Genomic DNA, 18,318 nt, shown 5'->3' on the forward strand with positions numbered 1-18,318 from the left:
AAATCCGTGTTTCACCTTGTGGAACGCAAAATCCCGAAACCCTCGTGCAATGTCAACCGGACTGTCGCACCAAAGGCGGACGGAGAGGATAACCAAAAATGACCAAACCAAGCGTCCTGTTCATCTGCACACAGGATACCAAGGAAGAAGAAGCCCGCTTCACCCGCGCCGTGCTTGAGGCTGCGGGCGTCGATGTGGTCCACCTCGATCCCAGCGTTCGCCGCACGCTCGGCAATGCGGAAATATCGCCGGAAATGGTTGCGGAAGCTGGCGGCATGACCATCGATCAGGTCCGCGCCCTGCACCACGAAGGCAAGTGCCAGGAAGCGATGATTCGCGGGGCCATCGCGGCCGCCCACCAGTGGGACGAAACAGCCCCCGTTTCCGGCATTCTCGCGGTCGGCGGCTCGATGGGTTCGGCCCTCGCCGGCGCGCTGATGCAGAGCTTCCCATACGGCCTGCCCAAGCTGATCGTCTCCACGATGGCATCCGGTTTCACCAAGCCCTACATGGGGATCAAGGACATCGCGATGATGAACGCGGTGACCGATATTTCCGGCATCAACACCATCAGTCGCGATGTTTTCCGCAATGCCGCCAATGCCGTGGCAGGCATGGCAAAGGGCTATGACCGCGATAAAGGCCCGGACAAGCCGCTGGTCCTGATCACCACGCTTGGCACGACCGAAGTCAGCGTCAAACGCATCCGTCAGGCGCTTGAATCCGATGGCTGCGAGGTCATGGTTTTCCACTCCTCCGGCGCAGGTGGCCCCACGCTCGATGGCCTTGCACAGGACAAGGACGTTGCGCTGGTGCTCGACCTGTCGCAGACCGAAATTCTCGATCACCTGTTCGGCGGACTTGCCGATTCAGGCCCGGATCGTGGCAAGGCCGCGCTGGTCAAGGGCATCCCCACGATCATCGCGCCCGGCAATGCCGATTTCATCATTGGCGGCCCGCTTGATGCGGCAGAGGCGCAGTTCCCCGGTCGCCGCTATCATATGCACAATCCCCAGCTCACCGCCGTGCGCACCAAGGTGGATGATCTGAAGCGCCTTGCCGATCACCTCGCAGCCAATGTGCGCGAAGCGAACGGCCCGGTCCGCGTGTTCACCCCGCTCGGCGGTTTCTCAAGCCATGACAGCGCGCAGGGGCATCTGCAGGATCTCTCGGTCCCCGCCCCTTTCGCCGAATATCTGGCGCAGGTCATGCCCGAAAACGTGCCCGTGACCGCCATCGATTCCCACTTCAACGACGAGGCTTTTTCCGACGCGGTGATTGCTGCCGCGCGCGAAATGCTGGCCGCAAAGAACTGATCCGATCATGACCGATGACCTTCCCCTTACCCACGAAGACATCGCGGAAATCACCGCGATCCTCGAAAAATCGGGCTACCGCGAACTCGATCTCGCCACCCGCCGCTTCCGCCTGCGCGTGGCGCAGGGCGAAGGGGCCGATGGTGGGCTGACGCAGGAATGGCAATGGGCAGGCGCAGCGGGAGAAGCCGCCGCCGAAACCGCCACCATGCAAGCCGACCCTGAGGCGATCTGCTCGCCCTTGCCCGGCACGTTCTATCACGCCCCACAGCCCGGTGCGCCGCCGTTTGTAAAGCCGGGCGATGAAGTTGGCCCCGAAACCGTGGTCGGCATTGTCGAAACGATGAAGCTGATGAACCCGGTCCACGCCGGGCGCAGCGGCACGGTGGCCGAACTCCTCGTTCCCGATGGCACGCTGGTCGCCAAGGGCGCACCGTTGATCAAGTTGACCTGACCCATGATCAAAAAACTGTTCATCGCCAATCGCGGAGAAATCGCTCTCCGCGTTATCCGAACCGCGCGTCGCATGGGGATCGAAACCGTGCTCGGCGCATCCGAAGCCGATGCTACCTCACTGCCTGCAAAGATGGCCGATCATGTAGAGATCGTCGGCCCCGGCCCCTCGTCGCAGAGCTATCTGTCGGTTGATAAGGTGGTCGCCGCCGCCGTCCGTTCGGGTGCCGATGCAGTCCACCCCGGCTATGGCTTCCTTTCGGAAAACGCCACCTTTGCCCGCGCAATAGAAGCCGCAGGCATCCGCTTCGTCGGCCCGGATATCCGAACGCTCGAAGGCATGGGCGATAAACTCGCCGCCCGCGCGCTTGCGGTCGAAGCGGGCCTGCCCGTTCTTCCCGGTGGCGAAGCGGCCACGCGCGCCGATGTCCACACCCGCGCCGCACAAACCGGCTACCCGCTCCTGCTCAAGGCCGTATCCGGCGGCGGCGGCAAGGGGATGCGCCGGGTGGACCGTGCCGAAGACCTCGATACCGCGCTGGACATGGCGCAAGCAGAAGCTCAGGCCGCTTTCGGCAACGCAGCGGTCTATGTCGAACGCTTCGTTGCGCGCGGTCGGCACGTCGAAGTGCAATTGCTGGGCGATGGCACCAGCGCCATCCATCTCGGCACCCGCGATTGCTCGATCCAGCGCCGCTTCCAGAAGCTGGTCGAAGAAGCGCCTGCGCCCGCAATGCCTTTGGCCGCGCGGGAAGGAATCGAACAGGCCGCAGTCCGCCTCGCCCGGCACCTCAACTATCGCGGGGCAGGCACGGCGGAATTTCTCGTCGATGCAGAAGACTTCTCGTTTTACTTCCTTGAACTCAACGCCCGCATCCAGGTCGAACACCCCGTCACCGAAGCGATCACCGGCGTCGATCTGGTCGAACAGCAGTTGCTCGTCGCGATGGGCAAATCGCTCACGCTTACGCAGGCGATGATCCGCCCGGTCGGCCACGCCATCGAAGTGCGCATCAACGCCGAAGACCCGGACGCCGATTTCCGCCCTTCACCGGGCCGCGCCACCCGCGCGGCATGGCCTGCGGGTGAAGGCGTGCGCGTCGATACCCACATCGGTCTCGGCGGGGAAGTTCCCCCATTCTACGATTCACTGATGGGCAAGCTCATCGTCCACGGCGAAAGCCGCGAACAGGCGGTCGAACGCCTCGGCAAAGCGCTCGAATCGCTGCACGTCGAAGGCCTGCCGACCACCGCCCCGCTCCATCGCCGCATCATCGCAGACCCGCGCTTCATCGCGGGCGGCGTCGATACCGGCTTCCTTTCGGGACTAGCGCAATGACCGATATCCGCCTTGTCGACGTCACCATGCGCGATGGCAACCAGAGCCTTTGGGGCGCAACCGGCCTCAACACCGCGCACATGCTGCAAGCCGCCGCGCTCACCGAAGCCTGCGGTTTCCGCGCGATAGACTTTACCTCGTCCAGCCACATGGCCGTCGCGGTCCGCTATTTCCGCAACAATCCGTGGGAACGCTTGCGCCGCATGGCCTCGGCCATGCCCACCACGCCGCTGCAGTTCATCACCACGGGCCTGCGCTTCATCGCGTGGCAGCAGGCAGACCCCGAATTCATGCGCCTCGTCTACCGCGCGTTGCAAGTGAACGGTGTGGGCCGTTTCGTCCTGCTCGATCCCATGCACGAAGTGCCTGCCGTGATCGAAGCGGCAAAGCTGGTGAAGGAAGAGGGCAACGCCGAAGTCATGGCGGCGCTCACTTTCACCCTCTCGGAAATCCATACCGATCAGTTCTACGCCGATTTCGCCCGCGCCGTGGGGCAAAGCCCGAATATCGATCTGTTCTATATCAAGGATCCGGCAGGCCTCCTTTCGGTGGACCGCGCCCGCACGCTCGTTCCGGCGGTAAAGGCCGCCATCGGCAACCGCCCGCTGGAAATCCACGCTCACACCACGGTCGGCTTGGGCATGATGGCCAGCCTCGAAGCCGCAAAGCTGGGCATTTCGGCCATCCACGTCGGCGTCGGCCCGGGTGGCGATGGCTCATCGCTTCCCGAAGCCAACCGCATGGTCGCCAACCTTGAAGAGGCAGGCTTTTCCGTCGGCATAGACAAGCCCGCGCTGAAACGCCTGACCACCTACTGGCAGCAGGTTGCGCTAGCCGAAGGCCTGCCCCCCGGCACCCCGCAGAACTTCGATGCCAGCTTCCTGCGCCACCAGATCGCCGGTGGCGTCATGACGACGATCGCGCGCCAGTTGGAAGAACTTGGCCTGTCGGACCGGATGGACGCGGTGATCGCGGAAACCGGGCAGGTCCGCGCCGATCTTGGCTTCCCGATCATGGTTACGCCCTTCCCGCAAATGGTCATGACGCAGGCGCTGTTTAACGTGATCGGGGATCGCCGCTATGCTCAGGTTTCCGATCAGGTGATCCGCTATTGCATGGGCAAGTTCGGCAAGCCGACCTCGCCCGTCGATCCCAAGGTTCTGGCGACGATCATGGACCGTCCGCGTGCGCGTGAACTGGAAAATGAACCAATGTTTCCAGCACTTGCCGATCTGCGCCGTCAGTTCGGCACCAATCTGCCGGACGAGGAGTTCCTGCTGCGCGCAGTCATGCCCGCCGAACAGGTCGATGCCATGCTCGCCGCCGGGCGTTCACGCGCAACCTATTCACCCCACGCCGCGCCGATCCTGTCACTGCTGCGCCAACTGGCGGCAAGGCCCCATGCTCGCGACATCGTGGTCGAACGCGACGGCTTTCGCCTCGCCCTTCATGCAGGAGCATCGCTTTGAAACTGAACGCAGAAATCGCCGCACGCCTGCGCGGCGCGGCGGGCTTCATCTTCGATATGGACGGCACCATCGCATTGGGCGATGCCAAAAGCGGCGGCCACCGTGCCCTGCCCCATGCCATCGCAGTGCTGGAAGCGCTCAAGGCCAATGGCTCGCCCTATGTCGTCTTCTCCAACGGTACGGCCAAGCCGCCCGCAGCCTATGCCAACTCGTTGCGAAATGCGGGTTTTCCGGTTGAGGATGGTCAGATGCTCACCCCCTCTTCTTCTGCTGCGGTGTGGCTGGGGCAGAATGGCACCGGCAAGGTCCGCGTTCTCGGCAATCCCGGCTGCGCCGCCCCGCTGATCGATGCGGGGCTGGAAGTGGTCGGCCCTGCCGAAGAAGCCGATGGAGTGGAAGCAGTCTATACCGGCTGGTTCCGCGAGTTTGATTTCAATAGCCTGGAGGCGGCCTGCCACTCCTTATGGAACGGCGCGCGGCTGGTCACCGCCAGCAACGTCCCGTTCTTCGCCACCGAAAACGGCCGCGCCATCGGGGCGAGCTTTCCGATCAACGCCATGCTTACCGCGATGACCCGCAAGCGCCCGCGCATTCTTGGCAAGCCTGCCAAGGTCGCGTTTGACACCGCGATGAAGGTCATGAACCTGCCCCGGTCGGCTGCGAAGGACATGGTGGTGGTGGGAGACGATCCCGCGCTCGAAATGCGGATGGCGAACGCTGTTGGAGCGACCTCGATAGGCCTTGCGACGGGCATCATGGGCAGCGACATCAGCCTGCCTGAAAAAGACCGGCCTACGGTGCTGCTTGATGACCTCAAGCCGCTGCTTGATGTCCTCTAGGTGCGCCTAGGTGCATCTAGGTGCACTTCAGGATTTTACCGAAAATCGAAATCAAGCATATGAATAAAAACGGTTTTCACCCGACCTCACACCGCATTCGGTGCGCGCCCGGAATGCCAGAGATATAAACCCGCTGTAACGATAACGAGCGCGCCCACCACCGCCAAAAGGTCGGGCCGCTCGCCAAAAAGTATCCAACCCGATCCGCCAGCCAACAGCAGTTGGACATAAGTCATCGGCGCAATCGCCGCCGCCCCGGTCCGCGTGGTGGCAAGATAGATCAGCGCGTGCGCGATCGATGCGCTGACGGCGATCCCGGCGCTTTTCAGCAGGACCACCGTGGGAAGCGCGGGCACCGCGAACAAGGCTATACCGCTGAAATGTCCTGCAATTGCGGCGATGACAAGAATGACGGCCCCAATGGCCGCAACATTGAACTGCATCGACAAAGCGCTGCCCCGGCCCGCAACCTTCCGGTTGGCGATGATGAGCAACGCCATCCCGGTCGCCGCGAACACCGGCAGGGCCGCGACCGGTCCCAGCAAGGCCACATTCGGGCGCAGGATCAGCAACACGCCGAAAAATGCAATGAGACTGGCGATCAGGGTTTCCCGGCGCAAAGGCTCGCCCAGCATCACTGCCGCCAACAGCGCGGTGATCATCGGACTGGTGAACGCTATCGCGGTCGCCTCGCTCAACGGCATCAGGTGGAACGCCGTGAAGCCGGTGATGGCCGACAAGGCCACGCTTGCTCCGCGCAGGGTTTGCCAGCGCAGGCGGGGGAAGCTGAAACCGGCCCAACCTTCGCGCAGGAACAGGATGACGCCAAGGCCGATGGCCCCGAAAACATAGCGCAGCGCGGCGATAGCAGTGCCCGGCCACAGACCCGCCATGCTCTTTACCACGATGTCGCCAACCGACAGCAGAGCAAAGCCGCCGAGAGCGAGCAGGAGGCCGGACCTGTCGATATGTGCCAAGTGATACGTTCCACAATACGTCAACGCCGGGCACCAGGACCGTCGGCTGAGGGTCCGTTACACGAAGTGCAGCCGATGCGGAATTCCCGATTCTGAAAAGGGTTTTTCGCGCCACTTGCCAGCGCCAACATGCTTTACAGGTGGTTGATCCTTACGCTGATGAAAAGCGGCGTTAGGAATCCTTGAAGGTTTTCCAGTTACCTAAACCCGGTCAATGGCAGATTTGGCCCCGGTTCAGCCGGGCGGAACCTGCCTGAACTGGATTGGGGTCTGTTGATGAGCGCTTTCGGGCGAAAGACGGGGCTGGCGGGTGTGACGAGCGGTGGCGGAAGGCCATCCTTCGGCGTTGCACGGCCCATGAAATCGGGCGAGCAGGCTTCGACGCCATCTGCCGTGCCGGTGCCCATGCCAATAGGGGGCGATCAGTTCCCCCCGCTGCCCGCGATGGATGCCGATGATTCGGCAGTGAATGGCGCGGCACTGAAAGCTGACGCCATGACGCGACTGGCCGACAGGGCCAATGGCGTCAACGAAGGCAACTATCAGGCCGAAGGCTTTGAAGCATCGGTTCACAAGATCAAGGAACAGGTGCTGCCGCGCCTGCTGGAGCGTGTCGATCCCGAAGCGGCGGCAACGCTGACGAAGGACGAGCTTTCCGAAGAATTCCGCCCGATCATCCTGGAAGTGCTGGCGGAACTGAAAGTCACGCTGAACCGGCGCGAACAGTTCGCGTTGGAAAAGGTGCTGATCGATGAACTGCTCGGCTTCGGACCGCTGGAAGAACTGCTGAACGATCCCGACATCTCGGACATCATGGTCAACGGGCCAGAGCAGACCTATATCGAAAAGAAGGGCCGCCTCGTGCTGGCCCCGATCCGCTTCCGTGATGAAAGCCATCTTTTCCAGATCGCACAGCGCATCGTGAACCAGGTTGGCCGCCGTGTTGACCAGACCACACCGCTGGCCGACGCTCGCCTGAAGGACGGCAGCCGCGTCAACGTTATCGTGCCGCCGCTTTCGCTGCGCGGCACCGCGATCTCTATTCGTAAGTTTTCCGAAAAACCGATCACGATCGACATGCTGCGCGATTTCGGATCGATGAGCGACAAGATGGCAACGGCGCTCAAAATTGCCGGTGCCTGCCGCATGAATATCGTGATTTCGGGCGGCACGGGTTCGGGCAAGACCACCATGCTCAACGCCCTGTCGAAGATGATCGATCCGGGCGAGCGCGTGCTGACTATTGAAGACGCTGCCGAACTTCGCCTGCAGCAGCCGCACTGGCTGCCGCTGGAAACGCGCCCGCCGAACCTTGAAGGCCAAGGCGCGATTACCATCGGCGACCTTGTGAAGAACGCCCTGCGTATGCGTCCTGACCGGATCATCCTCGGGGAAATTCGCGGGGCGGAATGTTTCGACCTTCTCGCCGCGATGAACACCGGTCACGACGGTTCGATGTGTACGCTCCACGCCAACAGCCCGCGCGAATGCCTTGGCCGTATGGAAAACATGATCCTGATGGGCGACATCAAGATCCCCAAGGAAGCCATCAGCCGCCAGATCGCGGAATCGGTCGACATCATCGTTCAGGTCAAGCGCCTGCGTGACGGTTCGCGCCGCACGACCAACATCACCGAGGTAATCGGGATGGAAGGCGACGTGATCGTGACGCAGGAACTGTTCAAGTTCGAATATCTGGACGAAACCGAGGACGGCAAGATCATCGGCGAATTCCGGCCTTCGGGCCTGCGGCCCTATACGCTGGAAAAGGCGCGCCAGTTCGGGTTCGATCAGGCCTATCTTGAGGCTTGCCTCTGAGCGTTATTCCTCCCTGTTTTGCCAATGCACAGACGGGGAGGTTTCATCGGCACAGCCGATGACGGAGGGGTTTTTCCTTTGCCCCTCCACCACCCGCTTTGCGGGCGGTCTCCCTCCCCGCCTGTGCTTCGCAAAGGCAGGGAGGATTTCTTAGGCCGCGAACCATTCGCGCGCAGCCAGTCCCAGAAACACGCAGGCCGTGAGGAACGTGGTCAGGTAGATCACCGTCCACGGCATGAACCCGACTGCATCGAGATTGGCGCGGCGGAAACGGCGACGTTCGGCCCAGACAGATGTTATCGCCACCACAAGCGCTATGGCACCTGCTGCGATGTGGAATTGCCAGAGATAGGGAAACCAGTCTTCCATTGTCCGCCAGATGGGCAAGGAAGGGGTTGATCGCAAGGGGCATTGGCCTAAGGCCCTCATCATGCCTTCCCAAGACAGACCGATGTTTGCGCTGGCGCTACGCCTTCTTGCCACCGTGCTGTTTTCGGTCATGCTGCTACTGGTAAAGCTGACTGGCGAACGCGACATCGCGCTTCCCGAAACGCTGTTCTGGCGGCAGGCGCTCCCGGCCTTGGCTATCTTTGGATGGCTGGCGGCTCGCGGCGAACTCAATCGGTTGAAAACACAGCGCCCGTGGATTCACGCGCGGCGCGCGTTGATCGGCGGGACCGGGATGTTCCTGACACTGGGCGTGGTGCGATTGCTGCCACTGGCCGAGGCGACCGTGCTGGGCTTTACCACGCCAATGTTCGCGGTGATCCTTTCAGCATTCATGTTGAAGGAAAAGGTTGGCCCCTGGCGCTGGACGGCCGTGCTGATGGGCCTGTTGGGCGTGTTGATCACCGCCGGTCCCCAAACAGGGGATCTGCCAGCTTTCGGCGTTGCCGTCGGCATCGGGGCGGCGTTCATGGTCGCATTGGTGACTGTTCAGGTGCGCGATCTTGGCCGCACCGAAGAACCTTTGACGGTCGTCTTCTACTTTTCCGCAATCAGCGCACCGGTGCTGGGGCTGTTCCTGTTCCAGACCGGTGCGAGCCATGATCTGACGGGGTGGCTGATGCTGGGCGGTATCGGGCTGACGGGCCTGTTCGCGCAGATCGCGATGACGGCTTCGCTGCGTTATGGATCGGTATCCAGCGTGATCGTAGTGGATTATGTGCAGCTTGCCTGGGCCACCTTCTGGGGTTGGTTGGTGTTCAACCACATGCCTCCCGCAAGCACATGGGTCGGCGCGCCGATCATCATCGGGGCAAGCCTGCTGATCGCATGGCGCGAACATGTGCTGGGCAAGCGGCGAAAGGCGGCAGAGGCGCTGGAACCGGTCTGAGAATTTGGCGTTCTACCATCCAGATCGGGCATGAGGCGGATAGGCTCCGCTCGCCCAAGATGGAAAGGTGAAAGCCATGATCCGCAAGTTCGTTTTTGCCACGATGATGGGTGGCCTGCTGATGGGCGCAACCGCCTGCAACACCGTGCGCGGCGCGGGCGACGATTTGAAGTCTGCCGCCAATTCGACCGAGGAAGCGATCAACTGATCGCTATTTCCCGACGGGAACGGGCCGCTCCGATGTGTCGGGGCGGCCCTTTTCGTGTCAGTCTTCCTTCCACACCAGCTTCGGCTTGCGCGCAGCCAGTGTCTCATCGAGCCTGCGGCGCGGGGCGAGGTGCGGGGCTGATTTGAGAAGTTCGTCCCCTGCCCGCGCGCGTTCGGCAAGCGAACGCATCGCACCGACGAACTGGTCGATCCCGGCCTTGCTTTCCGTTTCGGTTGGCTCGACGAGCATGGCGCCGTGGACCACCAGCGGGAAGTAGACGGTCATCGGGTGGTAGCCTTCGTCGATCAGACCCTTGGCAAGATCGTTGGTCGAGAAGCCTTCGGCAAAGCCATCGTCCGAGAACAGCGCTTCGTGCATACAGGGGCCGGACGCGCCGAACGGGGCGTCGAGCACGTCATCAAGGCTGCGCAGCACGTAGTTGGCGTTCAGCACTGCATCGCCCGAAACCTGACGCAGACCATCCGCGCCGTGGCTGAGGATATAGGCAAGCGCGCGGGTATACATGCCCATCTGGCCGTGGAAGGCGCACATGCGACCGAAGGTCTGCGGGTGCTCCTCGTGCGCCTGCTCTTCCTCGATCAGCAGGACCGAACCGTCCTTCTGTCGTGCGGTGAAGGGCAATGGGCCGAACGGGCTGAGCGCTTCGGACAGGACGACCGGGCCGGAACCGGGACCGCCGCCGCCGTGCGGGGTGGAGAATGTCTTGTGCAGGTTGATGTGCATGGCATCGACGCCAAGATCGCCCGGACGCACGCGCCCGACGATGGCGTTGAAGTTCGCGCCATCGCAATAGACATAGCCGCCCACAGCGTGGACCGCATCGGCGATGATCTTGAGATCGCGTTCGAACAGCCCGCAGGTGTTGGGGTTGGTGATCATCACACCAGCAACGTCCGGGCCAAGCCGCGCGATGAGTGCAGCGGTATCGACGCGGCCATCTGGCGTGGCGGGGATGTTCTCGACCTTGAAACCGGCGAAGGCGGCGGTGGCAGGGTTGGTGCCATGCGCGCTTTCGGGCACGAGGATCACGGTGCGCGGATCGCCCTTGGCTTCCAGCGCGGCGCGAATGCACAGCAGACCGCAGAGTTCGCCGTGCGCACCGGCCTTTGGCGTCATGGCAACGCCGTGCATCCCGGTGAGTTCGATCAGCCAGAACGCCAGTTCGTTGATCACCGACAGCGCGCCCTTCACCGTTTGCACCGGCTGAAGCGGGTGGACATCGGCAAAGCCGGGCATCCGCGCGACCTTTTCATCAAGGCGCGGGTTGTGCTTCATGGTGCAGGAGCCGAGCGGGAACAGGCCGAGGTCGATGGCATAGTTCTGGCGCGACAGGCGCGTGTAGTGGCGCACGGTTTCCGGCTCGGACAAGCCGGGCAGGTTCGGGCTTTCGGTGCGCGCCATCGGGCCGAGCGCGGAGAGATCGATGCCATCGGTTTCCGGGAAATCGACGCCCGACCGGTCGGCATTGCCGAGTTCGAACAGCAGGGCTTCTTCCAACTGCAAACCACGGTTGCCGGTGAAAGTCTGGATGCCGGTTTCAGGCGTGTTTTCGCCCATGGAGGGACGCCATCCGGTGGGATTGATCGCGTTCATGCCAGCACCTCCTTGAGCGCAGCGGCAAAGGCCGCGATATCCTCGTCCGTCGTGCATTCGGTGGCGGCGACGACCATGCCGTTGGCCAGAGCGGTTTCCTGCGGGTAGAGGCGACCGAGCGAGACACCGCCAAGTACCTGCCGGTCGGCCAGATCGCGCACGACTTGCCGCGCATCGGATGGGACGGTGATGGTGAATTCGTTGAAGTAGTGCGTGTTGACCACGCTGACGCCGGGGATTTCGGCCAGCGCGGCGGCGGTCTTTCTGGCGGCGACGTGGCTGAGCTTTGCCATGTCAGACAGGCCCGATCCGCCGAGCAGCGTCATGTGGATCGAGAACGCCAGCGCGCAGAGGCCGGAGTTGGTGCAGATGTTGCTCGTGGCCTTTTCGCGCCGGATGTGCTGTTCGCGCGTGGAGAGCGTGAGAACGAAGCCGCGCTTGCCATCGGCATCAACCGTTTCGCCACAGAGGCGGCCGGGGATCTGGCGCAAATACTTTTCGCGGCAGCCGAACAGGCCGAGGTAGGGACCGCCAAACTGGAGGCCCACGCCGATAGATTGGCCTTCACCGACCACGATATCCGCGCCGAGGCCGCCGGGGCTTTGCAGGACGCCAAGGGCAACCGGTTCGGTGACGACAGCGATCAGCAGCGCGCCTTTAGCCTGCGCGGCAGAGGCGATGGCGGCAAGATCCGGGATGCGTCCGAGAATGTCGGGATACTGGACGACGACGCAGGAGGTTTCGCCATCGATGCGCGCGATCAGCGCGGCGTCATCGGGCGCAGGCGCCAGTTCGGGTGCGACCGTATCGAGAACGTCGCCGGTGAACTTTGCCATCGTGCGCGCGGTTTCAACGTAGTGCGGGTGGACGCCGCCCGAAAGCACGGCCTTGCCGCGCTTTGTAATGCGGCCTGCCATCGCGATGGCTTCCCAGCACGCGGTCGAGCCATCGTAGAGCGAGGCGTTGGCGACGTCGGTGCCGAACAGGCGCGCGACCTGGGTCTGGAATTCGAACAGAACCTGCAACGTGCCCTGCGCGATTTCGGGCTGATAAGGCGTGTAAGCGGTCAGGAATTCGCCGCGCTGAATCAGGTGGTCGACGCTGGCGGGGACGTGGTGGCGATAGGCGCCAGCGCCAAGGAAGAACGGCACCGAACCTGCCGTGACGTTGTTGGCGGAAAGCCGGGCCATGTGGCGTTCGACCGCCATTTCGCTGGCGTGGTTGGGCAGGCCCGCGATGGGGGCAGAGAGGCGGGCTTCGGCAGGAACGTCGGCGAAAAGGTCGTCGATCGAACCCGCGCCGATGACCGAGAGCATGGCGCTCCGGTCATGGTCGGTCAGGGGAAGATAGCGCATGGAATCAAAGCTCCGCGACGAAAGCCTGATAGGCCGCGTCGTCCATCAGGCCATCGAGTTCGGCGGGGTCGGACAGGGTCATCTTCCACAGCCAGCCTTCGCCTTCGGGATCGGTGTTGACGAGTTCCGGCTGATCTTCGAGCGCGGCGTTGGCCACGGTGACCTTGCCAGAGACAGGCGCATAGACATCTGACGCAGCCTTCACGCTATCGACGACAGAGGCGCTGTCACCCTTGCCGACTTCACTGCCTTCACCGGGCAGTTCGACAAAGGTGATATCGCCCAGTTGGCTCTGCGCGTAGTCGGTGATGCCAACGGTGGCTTCGCTGCCTTCGACCGCAATCCATTCGTGGTCCTTGGTGAAATAGCGGGTCATCAGACGGCTCCTTTGCGGTGATAGCGATGGGGAACGAAAGGCATGGGCACGACGCGGGCGGCAAGCTTGCGGCCGCGCACGTCGATGGTGAGTTCGGTGCCGGGGGCGGCGAGCGCGACAGGCACGTAGGCCATCGCGATGGGACGTTCGAGGCTGGGCGAGAAGCCGCCGGAGGTTACGGTGCCGACTTCGGTATCACCGGAGAGAACCTTCGCGCCCTCACGGGCGGCCATGCGGCCTTCGATGGACAGGCCAACCCGGCGGGTTTCGGCACCGCTGGCAATCAGCGGCAGGATCACATCAGCGCCGGGAAAGCCGCCTTCGCTGCGGCGGCGCTTGTTGATGCCAAAGAGCAGATCGGCGCTGACCGGATCGACGGTTTCGGTCATGTCGTGGCCGTAGAGCGGCAGACCGGCTTCAAGACGCAAGCTGTCACGCGCGCCGAGGCCGATGGGTTTTACCTGCGGTTGGGCACAGATGAGATCGGCCAGTTCTGCAGCGTTTTCAGCCGGGACGGAGATTTCGAAGCCGTCTTCACCGGTGTAGCCCGAGCGGCTGATCCATGCGTCGATCCCGCCAAGTTTGAACGCTGCGCCGCGCATGAATGTCAGCGCGGAAAGTGGATGTTCGCCGGTGACCAGCGGCTCCAGCGCCTCGGCAGCCTTGGGGCCTTGCAAGGCGAACAGCGCGCTGTCCTCAAGGTGGTTGAGCGTGATCGCATCCGGCAGGCGTTCGCGCAGAACGGCGATATCGTCCCACTTGGTTGCGCCGTTGACGACGAGATAGAAGCCGGTGCCCCAGCGGGTGACCATCAGGTCATCCAGAATGCCGCCTTCGTCGTTCAGCAGCAGCGAATAGCGTGCGCCGCCGAGCGGAAGCGTGGAAAGGTCGATGGGCAGCGCGGCTTCGAGCGCGGCTTCTGCGCCTTCACCCGATACATAAAGCTGGCCCATGTGGGAAACGTCGAAGAACCCGGCAGATTCGCGGGTCCAGAGGTGTTCCGCCATGATGCCTTCGAACTGGACCGGCATCCAGTACCCGGCGAAATCGACCATGCGGCCGCCGCGCGCGCGGTGCCACTGGTCGAGCGGAAGGGTCTGCGGACCGGTGGGTGCCATCTCCACTTCTTCACAACCGTGAATTTCGTATGTGTCGCTCACAAATATCGTTCCCGTACAGTTCAGACGCCATTCGGCGCCCCCTCTGTCACGGAAACCTGAGAGCTTTCCCCCGCCCGCCTCTCCAGACGGGTTTGGTTGGGGTTACCCCTTCGGCGGCCCTTCCCTTTGCGGGAAGCGACTCTTTCCAGAGTGTCGCTATCGACCAACGCGGTCCATTATGCCTGAGAGATTCCGGGGCGGTTGCTCCTTCGGCGTCTCTCGATCCTGAACGAATCGAGAGAACTCTCCCGCGCGATCAGCGACGGTTCTTCATCGCTGCACTGCAGCGTGAAGTCAACCAGCCCTTCCTGCCCTTATCAACGGCGCAAGAGGCGACGAAATTCGTCATGATGATGGATGAAACGGCCCCGCTGCTTTGCACCTGCTAGCGACAGGATCACGCGGGCAAGATCCCTGTCCCGAACCGAGCGATACTGCCGCAGCTTGCCCAGCATCAGCAGATCGACAAGCGGACTGAGCATCATGCCAAGGCGTTCGGCAGGGCGGGCCGGACCATCCCGATGGCCCCGCAGCAGACCGGGACGCAGCAGATCGAGCCGTTCGAAGTGCAGTTTGGCCAGCTTGTCCTCAACCTCTCCCTTGACCGAAAGGTAGAAGTTTTTGGACGCGAACTCTGCTCCAACGGATGATACCACTATCAACTGGCGCGCACCTGCGGCTTTGGCGGCGGCGGCGCATTCCAGCACCAGATCGTGATCTACGGCGCGGAATGCTACTTTATCGCCGCCTACTGCCTTGATCGTTGTGCCAAGCGCGATGACGACCGTGTGGGGGCGTCCGGCGGCAATGGCATCAGGCCAGTGTTCCGTATCGGACAGCAGCATTTCCAGGCGCGCGCCCTTGGGCAACGGCACTTCGCGACGGGCGACAGCAACGAGATGAATATCGGGACGGTCCACCGCCTCGGCCATCACCACGCGACCGATCAGCCCGGTGGCACCGACAAGGACGATGCGCGTAGGTTCAGACATTTCGCAGGCCTTCGGGGGTTTGGCCGAACAGTTTGGCGTAAGCATCAATGGCGTAACGATCGGTCATTCCAGAGATGAAATCGGCAATGTGGCGTGTGCGCGCAGGTTCGGCTTCAGGTAGCGTCGAACGCCAGGACTCCGGCATTTCCGCAGGGCTTTGCGCATAGGCGGCAAAGAGCGCGGCAATCACTTCGCGCGCACGATCGGCGGTCTGGCGCTGCTCTTCGTGCAGGTAGAGGCGCTGATACATGAACTGTTTTAGCGCACGCTCTTCCTCTCCCATCGCTGCTGAGAATGTGGCGAGCGGACGGCCCGCCGCGCGAACGTCGTCCACGCTGGAAACGCCAGTCGCAGCGATGTTGGCTTCAGCCGTAGCGATGACATCGTTGACCATGTGGCCGATCTGTCCGCGCACCAGTTCGCGAAGCATCCGGTCCTGCGGCGCACCCGGAAAACGGCGTTCGATGGCACGCCACTGCTCGGCCACGCTGGGCAGTTCAAGCAGTTGATCCAGACACAGAAACCCGGCGCGCAAACCATCGTCGATATCGTGATTGTCATAGGCGATATCATCGGAAATCGCCGCAACCTGCGCTTCGAGCGAGGCGAATGAGCCAAGGTCGAGCGGGAATGCCGCGTTCAGTTCCTCAAGCGCCCAAGTGGGTTTCAGGATCGGGCCGTTGTGCTTGGCAAGGCCTTCGAGCGCTTCCCATGACAGATTCAGGCCTTCGTGCCCGCAATAGGGGCTTTCGAGCCGCATCAGCACGCGCAGGGTGTTGGCGTTGTGGTCAAAGCCCCCTGCTCCGGCCATCGCCTCTTCCAGCGCGTCTTCTCCGGCATGACCGAACGGCGGGTGGCCGATATCGTGAGCCAGGCACAAGGCTTCGGTCAGATCCTCGTCCAGACCAAGCGCACGGGCGATCACGCGCCCGATCTGCGCAACTTCGAGGCTGTGGGTCAACCGGACCCGATAGTGATCGCCATCCGGTGCAATAAACACCTGCGTCTTGTGACGCAGGCGGCGGAAGGCGATCGAATGGATGATGCGATCACGATCGCGCTGAAACGCACTGCGCGGGCCGCGCGAGGCCTTGTTATCAATGCCAAATTCACGCCCGCGCGTGTGTGCCGGGTTGCTGGCGTAGGAAGCGCGGCCCTCTATCATGCTGAGATTATCCAAGAATCCAGTCGACCGCCGCTTGTGCGTGGATGCGTGTGCCATCGTAGATGGGCATGACGTTGGCATCGACATCGATCACCATATCGAGTTCGGTACAAGCCAGAACTGCGGCCTGCGCTCCACGCTGTTCCATGTTGGTGAGCATGGTCTTGAACATGCGTTCAGCGGAACGGGTAGCCTTGCCCTGCATCAGTTCATCGTAAATGATCGCATCGGTCATATCGACTTCTTCGACAACCGGCGGCAGCAGACTGATTCCCTGCGCGATCAGGCGTTTGCGATAGAAGCTTTCCATCACGACATAGCGCGTGCCGAGCAGGGCTGCGGTTTCTATGCCATCGGCTTTCATCTTGGCGGCTACCGCATCGGCGATGTGGATGACCGGGACCGAAACCGCCTGCGCCACGTCATCGTAGACCTTGTGCATGGAGTTTGCGCCGATCAGCAGCGCAGTTGCTCCGGCCTGTTCGAGGCGGCGTGCGCTTTCGCCAAGCGTTGCAGCCGCATGGCTCCACTGCTCCGGCGTGGTCAGCCGGGCGAGGCCTTCGAAATCGAGGCTTTCGATCAGCAGCGGGGCGCTGGAAAGCTTGGAGGTGCGTGCCTGCACCAGCTGATTGATATCTTCATAGTAGGTGCGAGTGGAAAACCAGCTCATGCCGCCGATAAGGCCGATCTTGCGCAAAGCGATAACTCCCCGGGCTGAAAACACCCCTGTCGGGCACGGCCTTACGAAAGGTGGCGGGCGAGGTCCAGTGCGCTACTTCTTCTCTGGCGCGAAGCCGCTGGCGCAAAGCGCTGCGGCGCTGGTGGTGACGCCGAGCAGTTCGGCATCGCCAAGGCGACGGACCGAAACCACATAGTCCGACAGGCTACGCTTCGGAGTCTGCAAGGTTTGCAGGCGCGAAAGTTGCCCCAGCGTGAGGCGGTCGGTCATGCGCGTTGCCATGCAGGCCGCGTTGGCATCGGAAAGGCCCGCGTCGACGAGCGCCGAGCGGACCTTTCCATAAGCCAGTTTCGATGGCGTGCAGGCCCCTGCCGCAATGACCAGTGCCAGAACGGCAGGGATGAGCCTTCTCATCAGTGCTGGAGTGCCTTGACGATATCTTCGACCATCTTCTTGGCATCGGCCAGAAGCATCATGGTCTGGTCCATGTAGAACACATCGTTGTCGACGCCCGCATAACCCACGCCGCCCATGCTGCGCTTGACGAAGAAGATCGTCTTGGCCTTGTCCACGTCGAACACCGGCATGCCGTAGATCGGCGAGGACTTGTCGGTCTTTGCCGCAGGATTCACCACGTCGTTCGCGCCGATGATGAAGGCAACGTCGGCCTGCGCGAACTCGCTGTTGATGTCTTCCAGCTCGAACACTTCATCGTAAGGCACGTTGGCTTCGGCCAGCAGCACGTTCATGTGGCCGGGCATACGACCAGCGACAGGGTGGATGGCGTATTTGACGTTGACGCCTTCCTTCTTGAGCACGTCGCCCATCTCGCGCAGCGCGTGTTGCGCCTGGGACACGGCCATGCCGTAGCCGGGGATGATGATGACGTTTTCGGCTTCCTTCATCATGTAGGCGGCGTCTTCGGCAGAGCCACGCTTCCAAGGGCGCTGCTCCTTGGCCGTGCCGCCACCGGCAGCGGCTTCTGCACCAAAACCGCCTGCGATGACGGCGAGGAAGCCACGATTCATGGCTTTGCACATGATGTAAGAAAGGATCGCACCCGACGAGCCGACCAGTGCGCCCGTCACGATCATCGCGGTGTTGTGGAGCGTGAAGCCCATCGCCGCCGCAGCCCAGCCCGAGTACGAGTTGAGCATCGAGACAACTACCGGCATGTCCGCGCCGCCGATCGGGATGATCAGCAGGAAGCCGATGATGAACG

At 62.5% G+C, this 18,318-nt stretch carries 19 protein-coding genes and 2 riboswitches; of the genes, 8 read left to right on the top strand and 11 right to left on the bottom strand.

Annotation, left to right across the window (positions count from 1 at the left end; genetic code table 11):
- The first annotated feature begins 98 nt into the window (after positions 1-98).
- Genes ACOVQ0_RS15225 through ACOVQ0_RS15245 form a run of 5 tightly spaced genes read left to right on the top strand, consistent with a single transcriptional unit; the run spans position 99 to position 5,416 of the window.
- Positions 99-1,316, top strand: a complete 1,218-nt coding sequence (locus ACOVQ0_RS15225; protein WP_421886211.1) for a Tm-1-like ATP-binding domain-containing protein — start codon at positions 99-101, stop codon at positions 1,314-1,316.
- 7 nt (positions 1,317-1,323) lie between these two features.
- Positions 1,324-1,770, top strand: coding sequence for an acetyl-CoA carboxylase biotin carboxyl carrier protein (locus ACOVQ0_RS15230; RefSeq protein WP_421886213.1), 447 nt, complete (start codon positions 1,324-1,326; stop codon positions 1,768-1,770).
- A gap of 3 nt (positions 1,771-1,773) precedes the next feature.
- Positions 1,774-3,108: an acetyl-CoA carboxylase biotin carboxylase subunit gene (locus tag ACOVQ0_RS15235; protein ID WP_421886216.1), complete on the top strand. Its 1,335-nt coding sequence runs from the start codon at positions 1,774-1,776 to the stop codon at positions 3,106-3,108.
- Entirely contained in the window at positions 3,105-4,577 is a 1,473-nt protein-coding gene (locus ACOVQ0_RS15240; RefSeq protein WP_421886219.1) for a biotin carboxyl carrier protein, read from the top strand. The genes ACOVQ0_RS15235 and ACOVQ0_RS15240 overlap by 4 nt, the downstream gene beginning before the upstream one ends.
- Positions 4,574-5,416, top strand: coding sequence for an HAD-IIA family hydrolase (locus ACOVQ0_RS15245; protein WP_421886222.1), 843 nt, complete (start codon positions 4,574-4,576; stop codon positions 5,414-5,416). The genes ACOVQ0_RS15240 and ACOVQ0_RS15245 overlap by 4 nt, the downstream gene beginning before the upstream one ends.
- An 86-nt stretch (positions 5,417-5,502) precedes the next feature.
- Here the strand turns inward: ACOVQ0_RS15245 and ACOVQ0_RS15250 are convergent, their stop codons facing one another.
- Entirely contained in the window at positions 5,503-6,393 is an 891-nt protein-coding gene (locus ACOVQ0_RS15250; protein WP_421886224.1) for a DMT family transporter, read from the bottom strand.
- Between the two features lie 276 nt (positions 6,394-6,669).
- Between ACOVQ0_RS15250 and ACOVQ0_RS15255 the strand changes: the two genes are divergently transcribed.
- Positions 6,670-8,211 (top strand): CpaF family protein, encoded by a 1,542-nt coding sequence (locus tag ACOVQ0_RS15255; protein ID WP_421886226.1) that lies wholly within the window; start codon positions 6,670-6,672, stop codon positions 8,209-8,211.
- Between the two features lie 150 nt (positions 8,212-8,361).
- Here ACOVQ0_RS15255 and ACOVQ0_RS15260 read toward each other — a convergent pair whose 3' ends face one another.
- Positions 8,362-8,580 (bottom strand): hypothetical protein, encoded by a 219-nt coding sequence (locus ACOVQ0_RS15260; protein WP_421886230.1) that lies wholly within the window; start codon positions 8,578-8,580, stop codon positions 8,362-8,364.
- Between the two features lie 61 nt (positions 8,581-8,641).
- Here ACOVQ0_RS15260 and ACOVQ0_RS15265 point away from each other — a divergent pair, with 61 nt between their 5' ends.
- A complete protein-coding gene (locus tag ACOVQ0_RS15265) occupies positions 8,642-9,547 on the top strand; it encodes a DMT family transporter (RefSeq protein ID WP_421886233.1) in 906 nt (301 codons plus the stop codon).
- A gap of 76 nt (positions 9,548-9,623) precedes the next feature.
- The gene (locus ACOVQ0_RS15270) at positions 9,624-9,755 is read left to right on the top strand and encodes a hypothetical protein (protein ID WP_421886236.1); all 132 of its coding nucleotides are present in this window, start codon (positions 9,624-9,626) and stop codon (positions 9,753-9,755) included.
- A 57-nt stretch (positions 9,756-9,812) separates the two neighbouring features.
- Here the strand turns inward: ACOVQ0_RS15270 and gcvPB are convergent, their stop codons facing one another.
- The 9 genes from gcvPB to ACOVQ0_RS15315 form a co-directional block, all read right to left on the bottom strand.
- A complete protein-coding gene (gene gcvPB / locus ACOVQ0_RS15275) occupies positions 9,813-11,369 on the bottom strand; it encodes an aminomethyl-transferring glycine dehydrogenase subunit GcvPB (protein ID WP_421886239.1) in 1,557 nt (518 codons plus the stop codon).
- The gene (gene gcvPA, locus ACOVQ0_RS15280) at positions 11,366-12,724 is read right to left on the bottom strand and encodes an aminomethyl-transferring glycine dehydrogenase subunit GcvPA (protein WP_421886243.1); all 1,359 of its coding nucleotides are present in this window, start codon (positions 12,722-12,724) and stop codon (positions 11,366-11,368) included. Before gcvPA ends, gcvPB begins: the two co-directional genes overlap by 4 nt.
- A gap of 4 nt (positions 12,725-12,728) precedes the next feature.
- Entirely contained in the window at positions 12,729-13,100 is a 372-nt protein-coding gene (gcvH, locus tag ACOVQ0_RS15285) for a glycine cleavage system protein GcvH (protein WP_421886246.1), read from the bottom strand.
- Entirely contained in the window at positions 13,100-14,218 is a 1,119-nt protein-coding gene (gene gcvT, locus ACOVQ0_RS15290; RefSeq protein WP_421886268.1) for a glycine cleavage system aminomethyltransferase GcvT, read from the bottom strand. Before gcvT ends, gcvH begins: the two co-directional genes overlap by 1 nt.
- Before the next feature lie 75 nt (positions 14,219-14,293).
- Positions 14,294-14,419: riboswitch (glycine riboswitch) on the bottom strand.
- Positions 14,420-14,521, bottom strand: a riboswitch (glycine riboswitch).
- 56 nt (positions 14,522-14,577) lie between these two features.
- Positions 14,578-15,252: an NAD(P)H-binding protein gene (locus ACOVQ0_RS15295; RefSeq protein ID WP_421886248.1), complete on the bottom strand. Its 675-nt coding sequence runs from the start codon at positions 15,250-15,252 to the stop codon at positions 14,578-14,580.
- Positions 15,245-16,417: a deoxyguanosinetriphosphate triphosphohydrolase gene (locus ACOVQ0_RS15300; protein WP_421886251.1), complete on the bottom strand. Its 1,173-nt coding sequence runs from the start codon at positions 16,415-16,417 to the stop codon at positions 15,245-15,247. Before ACOVQ0_RS15300 ends, ACOVQ0_RS15295 begins: the two co-directional genes overlap by 8 nt.
- Before the next feature lie 7 nt (positions 16,418-16,424).
- Positions 16,425-17,114, bottom strand: coding sequence for an aspartate/glutamate racemase family protein (locus ACOVQ0_RS15305; RefSeq protein WP_421886254.1), 690 nt, complete (start codon positions 17,112-17,114; stop codon positions 16,425-16,427).
- A gap of 75 nt (positions 17,115-17,189) precedes the next feature.
- On the bottom strand, positions 17,190-17,510 hold the full coding sequence (locus ACOVQ0_RS15310; RefSeq protein ID WP_421886257.1) for a hypothetical protein: 321 nt from the start codon (positions 17,508-17,510) through the stop codon (positions 17,190-17,192).
- On the bottom strand, positions 17,510-18,318 hold an 809-nt coding region (locus ACOVQ0_RS15315; protein WP_421886260.1), incomplete at its 5' end, for an NAD(P)(+) transhydrogenase (Re/Si-specific) subunit beta. The genes ACOVQ0_RS15315 and ACOVQ0_RS15310, both read right to left, overlap by 1 nt.

Origin of the sequence: Novosphingobium sp. (assembly GCF_049240505.1) — a bacterium.
Taxonomy (GTDB): domain Bacteria; phylum Pseudomonadota; class Alphaproteobacteria; order Sphingomonadales; family Sphingomonadaceae; genus Novosphingobium.

Coding starts and splice junctions, on each gene's coding strand:
- ACOVQ0_RS15225 (WP_421886211.1), top strand. CDS start 99: ATGACCAAACCAAGCGTCCTGTTCATCTGCACACAGGATACCAAGGAA.
- ACOVQ0_RS15230 (WP_421886213.1), top strand. CDS start 1,324: ATGACCGATGACCTTCCCCTTACCCACGAAGACATCGCGGAAATCACC.
- ACOVQ0_RS15235 (WP_421886216.1), top strand. CDS start 1,774: ATGATCAAAAAACTGTTCATCGCCAATCGCGGAGAAATCGCTCTCCGC.
- ACOVQ0_RS15240 (WP_421886219.1), top strand. CDS start 3,105: ATGACCGATATCCGCCTTGTCGACGTCACCATGCGCGATGGCAACCAG.
- ACOVQ0_RS15255 (WP_421886226.1), top strand. CDS start 6,670: ATGAGCGCTTTCGGGCGAAAGACGGGGCTGGCGGGTGTGACGAGCGGT.
- ACOVQ0_RS15260 (WP_421886230.1), bottom strand. CDS start 8,580: ATGGAAGACTGGTTTCCCTATCTCTGGCAATTCCACATCGCAGCAGGT.
- ACOVQ0_RS15265 (WP_421886233.1), top strand. CDS start 8,642: ATGCCTTCCCAAGACAGACCGATGTTTGCGCTGGCGCTACGCCTTCTT.
- ACOVQ0_RS15270 (WP_421886236.1), top strand. CDS start 9,624: ATGATCCGCAAGTTCGTTTTTGCCACGATGATGGGTGGCCTGCTGATG.
- gcvPB (WP_421886239.1), bottom strand. CDS start 11,369: ATGAACGCGATCAATCCCACCGGATGGCGTCCCTCCATGGGCGAAAAC.
- gcvPA (WP_421886243.1), bottom strand. CDS start 12,724: ATGCGCTATCTTCCCCTGACCGACCATGACCGGAGCGCCATGCTCTCG.
- gcvH (WP_421886246.1), bottom strand. CDS start 13,100: ATGACCCGCTATTTCACCAAGGACCACGAATGGATTGCGGTCGAAGGC.
- gcvT (WP_421886268.1), bottom strand. CDS start 14,218: ATGGCACCCACCGGTCCGCAGACCCTTCCGCTCGACCAGTGGCACCGC.
- ACOVQ0_RS15295 (WP_421886248.1), bottom strand. CDS start 15,252: ATGTCTGAACCTACGCGCATCGTCCTTGTCGGTGCCACCGGGCTGATC.
- ACOVQ0_RS15300 (WP_421886251.1), bottom strand. CDS start 16,417: ATGATAGAGGGCCGCGCTTCCTACGCCAGCAACCCGGCACACACGCGC.
- ACOVQ0_RS15310 (WP_421886257.1), bottom strand. CDS start 17,510: ATGAGAAGGCTCATCCCTGCCGTTCTGGCACTGGTCATTGCGGCAGGG.